Genomic DNA, 13,692 nt, shown 5'->3' on the forward strand with positions numbered 1-13,692 from the left:
CTTGAACATCTTGGGAGCGCTCCCGTCTGTGAGCTTTATGTCGCAGACGCACGAACCACCCCGCGCATAACACTTCCGCCCGAACTAATTCACAATCTTCAATACTGGTTCGGATCCCGTACTCCCGCACGGCTTCGAGAACGCGCCGGTCCTGGGCGCTGGTGAGCTACACGGCTGGCGGGTAGCTGCGCGTTGAGTCAGGACCGCCAAGCTGCGACGACGTCCTCCGGGCCCCAGACGACGTCGACCGCCCCGGAGGGGATGTCCGCGCCGGAACGGCTCACTACGACCAGCCCGGCGTGCGAGCCGTCGAAGCCGGGAACGTGCTGAACACCCTCACGAAGCTGGTGCAGGTCACGGCCGTCGAAGGGGGTGCCCAGCCACTTCAGGGAGCCGCAGAAGTGAATCCTGGAGGCGACGGGCCCGCGGTCGGCGCCAACCAGGTCGATCTCCGGATTGAACTGGCGATTCCACCAGCCGCCGACCGTCTGGACGTCGGGCCACGGCAGGGATCCGCTGATGGCCGCCTGCTCCAGCGACGCGCGGATGAGCGGTTCGACGCCTCGGCCGCGCCACGTGCTCCATCGGCGTTGAAACAACGCGTAACCCGCGTCGGGCCGGCCGCGCCGGGTCAGATTCGAGACGTCGCGCAGGACTGCGAGGTAGAGGCGCAAGCTGCTGTCGGCCACGCGGTACAGGGTCGGCTTGCCGCCGGTGGCCGACAACGGCTGATCGGCGGCCAGGGCCTGTTTGTCCTCCGTGAGCTGCCGCAGGAGCGGGGACAAGGTGCCGGAGCTGACCGGCTCACCGCGGTTGCCGGCGGCATTGGCGATGGCCGGGAAGGCGCGGGTGTCGCCGCCCACCGCCTCCAGGGCGCGCCGGGCCACATCGGGGTTCGGAAACTCCGAGGCCAGCGATTGTTCCGGCACTGCGAAAAGCGGCGACGCCGGGTCGGTGAACTCGTCGCGGAGATAGTCCTCGGTCTGAACCCCGGCCGGCCAGCGCAGCAGCAGTCCCGGCAAGCCGCCGGTGATCAGGTACGCGTCGATGGCGTCCGAGCCGGCGAGCTGGGTTGCGGCCGCCGTCTCGGCGAGGTCGAGCGGGCCGAGCGTGAGGTTGTCGGCGCGGCCGTAGAAGGGCCGGTCGTACGCGGTGAGCCGTTGCATCATGTGAAGATCGCTGCCGAGCAGCAGAAGCAGGATCGGCCGGTTCGAAAGCAGACGGTCCCACACGACTTGCAGCTGCCCGTCGAAGGTGTCGTCCTGCTCGGCCAGCCACGGCAGCTCGTCCAGGACGACGATGCAAGGTTGATCCGGCAGCGTACCGGCCAAGACTCGCAGCATGTCACCCCAGCCACCTGCGGAGGGGGCGCTCGGTAGCAGTGCATGGTCGTTCGGCAGATCCGACGAGGCCAGCTCGGTGAGGAACTGTGCCGTCGACTCGGTGATCGACGCGCCCTTGACGGCAGTGAAATACAAGTAGGGCAGGCCGGATCGGTCGCACAGCTCCTGAATAAGACGAGATTTACCAACTTGACGACGACCTCGAACCGCTACGGCAAGTCCGGTCCTGGTTCGGCGGATGTGATCGAGCCGCCGGTTCAAGAGGGACAGCTCTGTCTCTCGACCGACGAACATCCTGCCCCCACCGCGATATGTAGATTGAATCTACGTAGATTTAATCTACATCATTTGCCACCCGCTCGCGCAGCAGGGAGAGCTTCTCGGCGTCGCGGGTGTCCGTTTCGGCCCAGTTGAGCACGATGTGCAGGTCGGCCCGTTCGATGGTCAGGATGTCGCAGTCGAGGGTGATGGGGCCGAGTTCGGCGTGCACGACGGTCTTGCGGGAGCGGCCGAGCGGCACCGTCTCGTAGCGCCTCCACAGCTGCGCGAATCGCGGGTTGGTCTCCCGCAGCCCCGCGATCAGCTCACCCACGGCCCGGTCGTCGGGATAGCGATCGGCCGCCCGCCGCAGGTCAGAAACCATCATCCGTTCGAATGCGTTGGTGTGGGCCGCGTCTCGTTCGACCCTGGAGGCGCCTAGGGGGTTCTCGGCGGCGAAATGTCCCCGCACCAGGTTGAGCCGGGGCGTGCCGGGGGTGCCGAACAGTTCGCCCCAGAGCGGGTTCCACTGCACGGCGTCCCACGCGGCGGTGAAGACGGCCACGGGGGTGTCGCTCATCCGGTCGATCATGCGTTGGACGCCGGGTGGCACCGTCCGGGGCATCGAGCCCGTGGTGGGGGCGACCACACCGGCCAGCCGGTAGAGCACGTCGCGGTCCACCGGGTTCAGCTCCAGCACCCGGGCCAGCGCCCCGAGCACCTGCGGCGACGGCTTGGCGGCGCGGCCCTGTTCGAGTTGCACCAGATAGTCGAACGAGATGCCGGCCAGCAACGCCAGCTCCTCGCGCCGCAGGCCCGGGACCCGGCGGTCGCCGCCGACGGGCAGGCCGACCCGGGCCGGGCTGATGCTGCCTCGCCACGCCCGCAGCGCGGTGCCCAAATCGCTCATGCCCCGAGTATGCGTCGTGCCGGAGGGGACTGACTGGTACCCGGAGTCATAGGGAGAAGGGCGCCTGGTCCCGCCCGGCCGGCCCGCCGACCATCGGCTCATGACAAACAAGCAGACAATCGGCATCGTCGGCGCGGGGCTGTCCGGCAGCGGGCTGGCCGGCTGGCCGTCGCGGCGGGTTTCCCCGTCGTGCTCAGCAACTCGCGGGGACCGGAAACCCTCGCCACGCTGGTCGGGGAGCTGGGCCCGCTGGCCCGGGCGGCCACCGTCGACGAGGCGATCGCGGCCGGCGACCTGGTCGCGATCCCGCTGCCGCTGGCGAACTACGAGTCGTTGCCCGCGGGCAAGCTGGACGGGAAGGTCGTCATCGACCAGACCAATTACTACCCGGAGGCGAGCGACTTCCACTCGGCCGTGCTCGACAGCGGCGAGCTCACGTCGAGCGAGCTGATCCAGCGGCACCTGCCCGAGGCGAAGGTGGTCAAGGCGTTCCACAACCTCGACTGGCACCACCTGTCGTTCAACGCCCGTCCCGAGGGTCACCCCGAGCGCACGACCCTGCCGGTCGCCGGGGACGACCCTGCCGCCAAGCAGCTGGTGAAGCGGTTCATGGAGGCGGTCGGCTACGACGTGGTCGACGCCGGCTCGCTCGCGGAGAGCTGGCGCATCGAGCCCGACACCCCGATCTACTTCTGGCCGTACGCGCCCGCGATCCCCGACGGCCTGACCCCGGACGAGGAGAAGCGCTACTACCTGGAACACATCGGCGAGCCCGTCTCCCGCGAGCAGGCCCGGGAGCTGATCGACAAGGCCGAGCGCCCGTCCCCGATCGGCGGCAGCCTGGCCGGCCTGCCCCCGGCCCACGTCGCCATCTTCTTGGAATTGGCGAGCGGAGCGACATTCAGACGCTAGTGGTGGGTGGGTGCGACACACCCTGAACGGCGGCAGCGAGCGAACCTAGCTTGGGGGCATGAGCGAAGCAGGAGTGCCCGGTGACCCACACCCGTACGTGGGGATGTGGGTCACCGCCGACAATCACATCCGGCAGGAGTTGCTGCCGGACAACCGCTACGACGAGGCCCGCGGCACCAAAGCCAGCGCCTACACGGGCCGCTACCAAGTCAAAGGCAACCACATCGACTACTGGGACGACAGCGGCTTCACCGCGGACGGCCGCTTCGAGGGCGACGTCCTCCACCACGGCGGCTACTTGTTCTACCGCGAGGGAAGCGCCGCCCACCGAGAGGCGGTCAGCTAGTCGGGGGCGCCGTGGTGTAGACGGCCGGGTCGCCCTGTTTGAGCCAGACCTGCGGGTTGTCGATCGGGGTGAAGGCGCGGTCCCCGCCCGGTTCGCGGGTTGACGGGACGGCGTCGCCGTTGGGCAGGTGCATGATGAAGTTGATCGGCTTGGTGTCGTCGGCCAGCGGAATCTCGTACGTGGCCCAGCCGCCCTCGACGCGGGCCGCCGGCCACGGCTTGTCCCACGCGATCTGGGACAGGACGGCCGGGTCGACGGCGTCGCCCCACAGGTGCAGGCCCCAGTCTGTGTAGTCGCCGGCGGGGCGGTAGTAGTGCACCGTGGCCGTCGTCAACGGCGGGCCGGCGTAGCGGACCGTACGGATCGCGCTGACCACCGACGGGTCGCTGAGCACGGCCCGATAGCGGATCTGCGTGCCCGCGGCCAGGTTGAGCGGGGCCAAATCGTCGAAGACCGTGTACGCCGGGGAGGAGTCGTCGCGGCCGATTGTCGTCCACGCGCCGCCGGCGATGCTGCGCTCGAAACGCACCACGTGGCTGGCGCGTTCGGGGTCGGCGATCGCCCGCACTTCCACCTTGCCGCGCACGTTGGCGTTCTCGGCCGGCGCCTCGATGGTCAACGCGGGCGCCGGCACCTTCACCGAGCGGGCCTGGCTGGTCGCGGTGTGCCGGGCGTTGTCGAGCACCACTGCCTTGTATTCCACCGGCGTGCCGGCGCGCAGCCCGGAGACGTCGTGGAACACTCGGTACGGCGCGTTGTCGTCGGTGCCGATCGGCGTCCAGCCGCCCCGACCCGTACGGGCATAGAAGGTGACCTCGGCGAACGCCGCGGTGGAGAGCGAGGCGGAGACCTGCATGCGGCTCCGTGACTCGGCCGACGGAGCGGGCGTGGCCAGGGACACCGCGGGAGCGGCCGAAGAGGCGGGGATCCGACCGGCCGAGGCGTACACGACGGTCGACAGCGGCGGCACGGTCACCGTGAGCGTGCGGTCGGCGGCCGAGGTTGCCGTGGCCGGGCCGGACCCGTACACGCGCTGGAACTTGCCCCGGGAAATGTAGGTCGGGATGGCCGCCGTCTGCGCCGACGTGCTGTTGTTCAGGGCGACCACGAACTCGCGGTCGTCGGTGCGGGAGAACGCGTAGATACCGGGACCGGAAGCGGCGTACCGGTGCTGGTGCGCGCCGTCCCGCAGCGTCGGGTAGCGAGCCGTCAGCGCCGCGAGTGACGAGATCCCCGCGTACAGGGGGTGGTTGGTGACGAAGTTGTCCTGACCGTGCGTGGCCGTGGTGCCGATCAGGTCGTCGTCGAGATACTCCGGGACGCGGCTGGTGAACATGGTCTGGCGGGCGTCCTGGTCGCCGCCCGGGCCGGTGAAGCCCTGCTCGTCGCCGTAGTAGACGACCGGGTTGCCGCGCGAGAAATACATCAGCTCGTGCGCGAGCCGGTCGCGGGCCAGCCACACGGCGTCGCCGGCGCCCGGGTTGTCGGCCTGCACGAAGCTGCCGATCCGGCCCATGTCGTGGTTGCCGAGGAACGTGGGCAGCTGGTAGACGTTCGAGTCGGCGTCGGTGTACCAGTCGTCACCGGCGAAGAACTGCCCGAGCGCGGCGGCCGGCTGGCCCTTCGAGGCGTAGTTGCGGGCCGCCTCCTGGAACGGGAAGTCGAGCACCGCCTGCATCTTGTTGCGGGTGGTGAACTGCGACGTGAACCTCTTCGAGGTGTCGAAGACCTCGCCGAACATGAAGAACTCGGGCTTGCCGTGCTTGCGGGCGTACGAGAGCACCTCGGGCCCGAACTTCTGCCAGAACTCGTCGTTGACGTGCTTCATGGTGTCGATCCGGAAGCCGTCGACGCCGAAGTCGCCGATCCACTTCTCGTAGATGTCGATCATGCCGTTGACGACCCGCGGGTGCTCGGTGAACAGGTCGTCGAGGCCGAAGAAGTCGCCGTACAGCGAGTCCTCGCCGGTGAACGTCGTGTCGCCCCGGTTGTGGTAGAGCGAGGTGTCGTTGAGCCAGGCCGGCACCTTCAGGTTGCGTTCCGCCGGGTCGAGCACCGGGGTGTAGGGAAAGACGGTGGGCGGGAAGTAGGGCTTGCCCGCGTAGTCGCGATCGTCGAAAGGCTGCCCGGACGGCGTGCGGTACGGCGCGACGTCCTTGGAGACGTACGGCTGGCGCGCGCCCGACTCGTAGCCGATGACGTCGGCGGTGTGGTTGGTGATGATGTCGAAGTAGACCTTCATGCCCCGCTTGTGGGCCGCGTCGATCAGGGTCTTGAGCTCGGCGTTGGTGCCCAGGTGGGGGTCGATCTGGGTGAAGTCGGTGATCCAGTAGCCGTGGTAGCCGGCGGACGGGCCGTCCTCCAGCTGCACGGCCTTGTTCTTGAAGCTGGGCGTGAGCCAGATCGACGTCGTGCCGAGGCCCTTGATGTAGTCGATGCGGCGCAGCAGGCCGGCCAGGTCACCGCCGTTGTAGAAGCCCTTCTTGGTCGGGTCGAAGCCCGAGACCAGCGGGTCGGCGCCGAGGCCGCCCTGGTCGTTGGCGGTGCTGCCGTTGTCGAAGCGGTCGGCCATGACGAAGTAGAAGTTCTCGTCGCTGACCGGGGCCCGCAGCGAGTGGCGGCCGGCCAGCCCGCCGGACGCGGCGGCAGGCGCACTGATCGCGCCGCCGGCCAGGACGGCGGACAAAAAGACGGCAAGACGTTTTCGAGAGAAGAGCATTCAGTTCTCCTGGGAGAGCAGGATCTCACCGATCGCGGTGAGCAGTGCGTCGTCGAGATCGAGGGACTGCAGGGCCGTCAGCGGCCGGGCCGACCGGACGGTCTCGAGCACCCGGGTCTTGAGCAAGATGGGCATCTGGGCCCGGTCGAGCAGCGCGAAGATCAGCTCGGGCACGTCGTTCCGGCGCAGGCCGGGCCGGGCGCCGACCGAGATCCGTAACACGGCCGTAGCAGGCACGTCTCGTACCGTAATCGATGTTCGAGTTTCACCACGGTGAATCTCCGCCGGGACTGGCAGGTTGTCCACGGTTGCCACCGGATCGACGCCGGTGAGTGCCGGAAAGGTGGTTGTCCAGGTGCGGCCGAGCGGCCCCGGGCCGATCTTCAGGAAGCCGGCCGCCTGGTGCCAGCTCAGCGGCGTCACGCCCGCATCCTCGATCAGGTCGAACGACCCGTCGGCCCCGGCCACGACGAGCACCTCCAGGTGGGCCGGCTCGACCGGGTCGTTGCCGGGCACGGCCTCGCCGTCCAGCGGCACGATCGCGCCGCCGGTGGCGAGCACCGGAATGCTTGTCAGGTCACGGTGCAGATAAAGCACCCGGTCGCCGTCGTAGACCACGTCGGTGAACACGTCGACCCACGTGCCCTCGGGCAACCACGCCTTGACCCGCCCCAGGCCCGTACGGGAATCCGACTTGGACGTGATGGCCGCGACGACGAGCGAGGAGCCGAACTGGTATTGGTTGGGGACCTCATAGGCCGCGTCCGTCGTGGGGGAGTGGTAATACATGGGCAGCACGAGCGGCAGCCCGGCCCGCGCGTTCATGGTGTGCAGATAGGGCACGAGCCGGTGCCGCAGCCGCAGGAATTCGGTCATCACCTCCCGGGCCGGGGCGGGAAAAGACCACGGCTCCTTGTGGATGAACGGGTTCTTGGCCGAGTGCAGCCGCAGGATCGGCGAGAAACAGCCGAACTGCACCCATCTCGTGGCGAGCTCATCATCCCGTACGCCGAAGAAGTGCCCGCCGATGTCGTGACTCCACCAGCCGTACCCGATGTTGGCCGCCGTCGCCGTGAAATGGGGCTGGAACGCCAGCGACTCCCACGAGATCACGGTGTCGCCCGAGAACCCCACGGGATAGCGGTGGCTGCCCGGCCCGGCGTACCGGGAAAATGTCAGGGCCCCGTTGTCGAGGAAATGGAAATGGTTGAGCATCCACAACGGGTCGATGCCGGCCACCCGCGAATGCGGCCCCGACTGCCAGTCCAGCCACCAGAAGTCGACGCCGTCGGCCTCCAGCCCGCGGTGCAGCACCTCGAAATACGCACGCAGGAAGCGCCGGTCGGTGACGTCGAACGCGATCGGCTCCTCGCCCGCCGGGTCGCGATCCAGCGCGGCCGCCATCGCCGGATAGGCCTCCTCATAGGCCCGTACGCCGTCGGCCGGGTGCACGTTGAGCGTCACCCGCAACCCGCGGTCGTGCAGCTCTTTCAGGAATGCGGGCGGATCGGGGAAGAGCGACCGGTTCCAGGTGTATCCGGTCCAGCCGCTGCCGTAGCGGGAATCGACGTCGGTCACGTGCCAGTCCATGTCGATGACGCCGACCGAGAACGGCAGCCCCGCCGCGCGGAACTGGTCGAGCAGGGCCAGATAGGACTCGTCGGTATAGGCGTGATGCCGGCTCCACCAATTGCCCAGCGCGAACCGGGGAATGACGGGCTGGGGACCGGAGACGGCATAGAACGCCTTCAGCGCCTCCGCATAATCGTGGCCGTAAGCGAACACGTACAGGTCGATGCGGTTGACGTTGTCGGCGCTGACCCAGCCCTCGTCGTCGAAAAGGAACGAGCGCGAGTCGTCGACCACCGCATAGCCCGTACGCGAGACGACTCCCGGTTCGAGCGGAATCGCCCCGTCCGCGTTGTCGAGCGTGCGAGCCGTGCCACCCAGGTCCTGCGGCGCCTGCCCGTAGCGCCAGACCGAGTGGTACGAGCTGATCCCGCCCCCCACCGCCAGGCTGAGCCCGCTCGTGGTGAACGGCCCCCGGTCGTACGTGAGCCGGAAGCGCGACGTGACCACCTCGAGCTCGTGCTCGCCGTCGAGCACCCGGAACTTGGGCACGGGCAGCTCACGGTTGACCGCGAACGTGGACGCGCGGTCCTCGAAGACCCCGTCCTCGGCGTATTCGAGGCGGACCAGGCCGTCGGTCAGCACGGTGATCCGGAAACGATCTCCGCGCACCACGGCCCGCGGATCGGCTAGGGGACGCATCAGTCCTTCACCGCCCCGGAGGTGAGCCCGCCGACGATGTAGCGCTGCAGGTATTGGAAGAGCAGCACCACTGGCAGGGCCGTCATCAGCGCGCCCGCCGCGAACACGCCCAGGTTGTTCGATCGGTCCGACTCGATGATCCCGTACAGGCCGACCGCCAGGGTCTTGGACCGCGTGTCGGTCAGGAAGATCGAGGCCAGCAGGAACTCGCCGATCACGCCGACGAACGCGAGCAGGCCCGTGACGGCCAGGATCGGCCGGGCCAGCGGCAACAGGATCTTGAAGAACACGGTCGCGTGGCTCGCGCCGTCCACGACGGCCGCCTCGTCGAGCTGGCGGGGGATGGTGTCGAAGTAGCCCTTGATCAGCCACACCTGGGCCAGCGCGCCGCCCATCAGCACCAGGCTGTACCCGGCGATCGTGTTCAGGCCCAGGGCCGGTACGGCGTCGCCGAGCTCGGTGATCATGGTGAACAGCGCGATCACGGCCAGGAACTGCGGGAACATCTGGATCAGGAGCAGGGTCAGCAGCCCGCCGCGGCGGCCCTTGAAGCGGAACCGGGAGAACGCGTACGCGGCCAGAGCGCTGCAGAGCACCTGGACGACGGTGACCGCGGCGCAGACGATCACGGTGTTGAGCAGCCAGCGCGGGAACGGGCGGGCCGGATCGGAGAACAGCGACCGGAAGTGCACGAGACTGAACTGGGTGGGGATGACATCGGTCGAGACGACCGTGCCCAGCGGGTTGAACGCCGCCGAGACGACGTAGAGCACGGGGACGACGGCGAAGACCACGGCCACGAGACCGCCGGCGTGCCGCAAGCCGACCTCGCGCCACCAACGAACTGTCACGTCAGTGCACCTCCTCGAGACTGCGGGTGGCCCGGAACTGCGCCGCCGCCAGCACCCCGGTGATGACGAAGAGCAGGGTGGCGATCGCGGCGGCGAACCCGAACTGCGCGCCGCCGGCGCCGAACGCGAGCCGTACGGTGTAGCTGATCAGGATGTCGGTCGCGCCCGCGTCGGGATTGTCGGGTGTGAACGGGCCGCCGTGGGTCAGCAGCTCGATCACGTTGAAGTTGTTGAAGTTGAACGCGAACGACGCCACCAGAATGGGCGCCACGGCGACCAGCAGCAACGGGAACGTGATGCGGCGGAACGCGGTGAACCCGCCGGCGCCGTCGATCGTCGCGGCCTCCTTCAGCTCGCCGGGGATGGCCTGCAGCGCCCCGGTGGCGACCAGGAACATGTACGGAAAGCCGAGCCACAGGTTGAGCAGCAGCAGCGCCGCCTTGGCCCACACCGGGTCGCCCAGCCAGTCGACGTCGAGCCCGGTCAGGTTGTTGATCAGCCCGAACTCCTGGTTGAAGAAGCCGGACCAGACCAGGATGCTGATGAAACCCGGGATCGCGTACGGCAGCAGCAGCACCGAGCGATACCACTTCTGACCCCGTACGCGGGGGTCGTTGAGCATCACGGCCAGGCCGAGCCCGACGACGAAGGTCAGCGCGACCGAACCCGCCGCGAACGCCACCGTCCAGCCGAAGATGCGCAGGAAACCGCCGAGGATGCGCTCGTCGGTGAACGCCTTGCGATAGTTGTCGAGCCCGACGCCCGCCCGCCACGACTGGTCCGACAGCCGCTCGCCGTTCGCGTCCACGAAGTACTCGCGGTCGCCCTGCCGCTGCACGGTATAGCGCGTATGCGTCTGCGTATCGGTGATCGCGTTCCCGTCGTACCGGAGCATCGCACGGCCCTCGTACGCCTCCCGCAGCCCTCGCTGCCGGATGGCCCCGCCCTCGGTCGGCACGGCGAACTCCCTGAGCTGGGCCGCCGCGTCGTTGACCTGCTTCGGCGTCAGGATCGTGTAACCCGGCGGCGCGGTCACGGGTGGGTCGAGCTCGCGCAGCCCGTCTCGGTTTCCCTCGTACGCCTGACCGGTCGCCCGGTCGACCAGCAGGAACACGAAGTCGCCGTCGCCCGACCCGGCCACGGTCAGGTCGAAGATCGGCGAGTCCGGCGCCTGCACCACGGAATTGGCCAGGATCCGCTCGACCGTCTCCTGTTTGGTCGTACGGGTGCCGTCGCCGTAGTTGGTGGTCGACATCTGCACGGTGGCCAGCACCGGGGCCACGGTGAAGACGACCAGCAGGAGCGTGCCGGGGATCAGATACTTGGCTGTCACCGCCCGGCGCGTACCGTACGTGACCAGCAGCACCGCGACGACCACCCAGGCGACGGTCAGCACGACGTAGTGACCGCCGCCCGCCAGGCTGGGAGTGAGCGCCGCCGCGGTGCCGACCGCGATCCCCAGGCAGAGGATCCGGATCACTTCGCCTTGACCGCGCTCTCGATCGTCTTGCCGGTCTTCTGCATCGTGCTCGTGGGGTCGGCGCCGCCGACGATCGTGGCGTAGGCCTGACCCAGCGGCGGCCACACCCCGGCCATGAACGGGAAGTCGGGCAGCAGCGTCGCGTTCTTCGCCCCGGCGGCCAGCTTGCCCATGTCGGCGTCCTTCGCGCTCACGGCGGCCAGCACGTCATCGCGTACGGGTGGGCGGGGGTCCTGCTCGTACATGGCGGTCATCGCCTCGGGCGTGTTCATCGTCTTGGTCACGAACTCCTCGGCGAAGGCCGGGTTCTTCGCGTTCGACAACATCCAGAACGCCTGTACGCCCAGGAACGGCGCGGCCGGCTTGCCGCCCTTGAACGGCGGGATCGGCGTGATGTCGTACGGGACCTTGGACTTGCGGATGTCGGCCAGCGCCCACGGGCCGGAGATCAGGTAGGCCGCGTTGCCCGCCGTGAACTGCGCGATCGCGTTCGAGCCGTCGATCGAGCGGGACAGCACCTTCGAGCCCTTCTCGCCCAGCGCCGCGATCTTCTTGGCCGCCGCGATCGACTCCGGCGTGCCGATGCCGATCTTCGTGGTGTCGTACTGGCCGCTCGCGTCCATGCCGAACAGCGAGCCGCCGGCCGAGGTGAAGAACGGGTGCATGTGGTACGCGTCGCCCTCCTGCCCGACCGGCAGCGACAGCGCGCGCTTGACCGTGCCCTTCTTGACCGCCGCCTGCCCGGTGCTGACCAGGTCCTCCACGGTCGCCGGGGCCTGCGGAACGGCCTTGGTGTTGCGATAGAGGACGAGATTCTCCATCCCGTACGGCAATGCCCAGACCTGCCCGTTGCGGCTCACCGAGGCCACGGCGCTTTTCTCGTACGCCGTGAGGTCGCTCGCGGCCAGCGAGAGCGGCTTGACCGTGCCGTTCTGCAGCGCGCCGCCCAGGAAGTCGTTGGGCAGGGTCAGGATGTCGGGGCCGTTGCCGGCCTCGTTGGCCGTGATCGCGTTGGCGGCGAGGTCGGCCGCGATCACCTGCACGGCGACCGTGATGTTGTTGTCCTGACCGAACTTCTGGGCGATCGGGGTCACCGCCCGGCTGGCCGCCTCCGAGGTCCAGATGACCAGGTCGGCGTCCTCTCTCGCTGGGCCGCCGGCCGAGCTGGGCGCGGTCGACGGCGCTGTGGTCGCCGCCGTTTCGTCTTTTTTGTCGCCTGAACATGCCGTCGTCGTCAGCAGGGCGGTCGCGGTTATCAGGGCCAGCAAGCGGTATCTCATCGGGACTCCTCGGTCGGGGTGGGTCACCGGCGTGTGCTCACGTAAGCGTTTACGAAACGAGAGTGAAACAAGTCACCCGCGCTGTCAACCATCAATGCTTTTGCTCGGGTTTTGCGCGGGAACGCGTGACGTAAGCGTTTACGTGTTTTACCGTGATGCCGTGACCAAGCGATCCGTGGCGTTGAACATGGCGGACCTGGCCGAGCGCGCCGGCGTCTCCATCGCGACGGTGTCGCGCGCCCTGAGCGGCGCCCCCGGCGTCTCCGAGGAGACCCGCCGCAAGATCAGGCTGCTGGCCGACGACCTGTCGTACGCGGTCTCACCCGACGCCGCCCGGTTGGCCCGCGGCTCCAGCGGCCGGGTCGCCGTCGTCACCCCCGACGTGTCGCACTGGTTCTACGCGTCGATGCTCGACGGCATCGTCACCGGCCTGCGCGGCACCGACCTCGACGTGCTGCTCTACGAGGTCAAGGAGGAACGCGAACGCCGCCGCTTCTTCGACGAGCTGCCCGCCCGCCGCCAGGTCGACGCGCTGATCCTGGTCGCCCTGCCGATCAGCGACGACGAGCGCCGCCGCCTGGATCTCATGGGAGTCACGGTCGTCATGGCCGGCGGCACCCTCGGCGACCACCCGCACGTCCGCATCGACGACGTCGAAGCCGGCCGCCAGGCCACCACCCAACTCGTCCGGGCCGGCCACACCCGCATCGCGATGATCAATTCCACCGGCACGTGGAGCCTCGAATACGCCGCCCCCAGCGCCCGCCTGCGCGGCTTCACCACGGTACTTTCCGAGGCCGGCCTCGACGCGTCCCTGGTCGTCAACCGCCACTGGGGCAGCCACGGCGGCGTCGAAGGCATGAGCGAGCTGCTCAGCCGCCCCGACCCGCCGACCGGGGTCGTCGCCTTCTCCGACGAGGTAGCCTTCGGCGCCCTACGCACCCTGCGCCGCGCCGGGGTGGCAGTTCCGCACACGATGTCGGTCGTCGGCATAGACGACCACCACCTGGCCGACATGTTCGACCTCACGACAGTCCGCCAACCCGTCACCGAACAGGGCCTGGTCGCCGGCCAACTGGTCCACCAAATCCTGCAAGAAGGCGAACCCACGGCCGCCCACGTCACCCTGCCCACCCAGGTCGTAGCCCGCGGCACCACCGCCCCACCCGCAACCACCTGATGGAGCTGCGCCCCGAGCCCTGCGCCCCAGCCGAGCGGGTCGCCCAGCTGTGCCGTGCCATCACCGCGCTGTAAGCCTCGGGCAGCGTCACCACCGGCCTGCCTGCTGAACCGCTTTCGGCGGAGGGCGTGCTGCCGGGCGG

10 protein-coding genes are annotated in these 13,692 nt (G+C 68.8%); 3 read left to right on the plus strand and 7 right to left on the minus strand.

The window, feature by feature from the left end:
* Positions 1–197 precede the first annotated feature (197 nt).
* Together JKJ07_RS27525 and JKJ07_RS27530 are read right to left on the minus strand one after the other, a co-directional pair.
* A complete protein-coding gene (locus tag JKJ07_RS27525) occupies positions 198–1,637 on the minus strand; it encodes an ATP-binding protein (RefSeq protein WP_202994707.1) in 1,440 nt (479 codons plus the stop codon).
* 40 nt (positions 1,638–1,677) lie between these two features.
* Positions 1,678–2,511, minus strand: coding sequence for a helix-turn-helix domain-containing protein (locus JKJ07_RS27530; protein ID WP_202994708.1), 834 nt, complete (start codon positions 2,509–2,511; stop codon positions 1,678–1,680).
* Positions 2,512–2,700: 189 nt separating this feature from the next.
* Here JKJ07_RS27530 and JKJ07_RS27535 point away from each other — a divergent pair, with 189 nt between their 5' ends.
* Positions 2,701–3,423, plus strand: coding sequence for an NADPH-dependent F420 reductase (locus JKJ07_RS27535; RefSeq protein WP_202994709.1), 723 nt, complete (start codon positions 2,701–2,703; stop codon positions 3,421–3,423).
* Positions 3,424–3,481: 58 nt separating this feature from the next.
* Positions 3,482–3,769 carry an Atu4866 domain-containing protein gene (locus tag JKJ07_RS27540; protein ID WP_202994710.1) on the plus strand — a complete coding sequence of 96 codons (288 nt, stop codon included), beginning with the start codon at positions 3,482–3,484 and terminating at the stop codon, positions 3,767–3,769.
* On the opposite strand, the gene JKJ07_RS27545 is transcribed toward JKJ07_RS27540, so the two are convergent.
* The 5 genes from JKJ07_RS27545 to JKJ07_RS27565 are packed head-to-tail and all read right to left on the minus strand — an operon-like array spanning position 3,762 to position 12,370.
* Entirely contained in the window at positions 3,762–6,488 is a 2,727-nt protein-coding gene (locus JKJ07_RS27545; protein ID WP_202994711.1) for an alpha-amylase family glycosyl hydrolase, read from the minus strand. The genes JKJ07_RS27540 and JKJ07_RS27545 overlap by 8 nt on opposite strands.
* On the minus strand, positions 6,489–8,759 hold the full coding sequence (locus JKJ07_RS27550) for a glycoside hydrolase family 31 protein (protein WP_202994712.1): 2,271 nt from the start codon (positions 8,757–8,759) through the stop codon (positions 6,489–6,491). It lies immediately after the preceding gene.
* Entirely contained in the window at positions 8,759–9,610 is an 852-nt protein-coding gene (locus JKJ07_RS27555; protein ID WP_202994713.1) for a sugar ABC transporter permease, read from the minus strand. The genes JKJ07_RS27550 and JKJ07_RS27555 overlap by 1 nt, the downstream gene beginning before the upstream one ends.
* 1 nt (position 9,611) lies before the next feature.
* Positions 9,612–11,090 carry an ABC transporter permease subunit gene (locus JKJ07_RS27560; RefSeq protein ID WP_202994714.1) on the minus strand — a complete coding sequence of 493 codons (1,479 nt, stop codon included), beginning with the start codon at positions 11,088–11,090 and terminating at the stop codon, positions 9,612–9,614.
* Entirely contained in the window at positions 11,087–12,370 is a 1,284-nt protein-coding gene (locus JKJ07_RS27565) for a sugar ABC transporter substrate-binding protein (RefSeq protein ID WP_202994715.1), read from the minus strand. The genes JKJ07_RS27560 and JKJ07_RS27565 overlap by 4 nt, the downstream gene beginning before the upstream one ends.
* Before the next feature lie 160 nt (positions 12,371–12,530).
* On the opposite strand from JKJ07_RS27565, the gene JKJ07_RS27570 reads away from it, so the two are divergent.
* Complete coding sequence (locus JKJ07_RS27570) at positions 12,531–13,550, plus strand: LacI family DNA-binding transcriptional regulator (protein ID WP_202994716.1); 1,020 nt, start codon at positions 12,531–12,533, stop codon at positions 13,548–13,550.
* Positions 13,551–13,692 lie beyond the last annotated feature (142 nt).

The organism is Paractinoplanes lichenicola (assembly GCF_016785085.1).
GTDB classification, from domain to species: Bacteria; Actinomycetota; Actinomycetes; order Mycobacteriales; family Micromonosporaceae; genus Actinoplanes; species Actinoplanes lichenicola.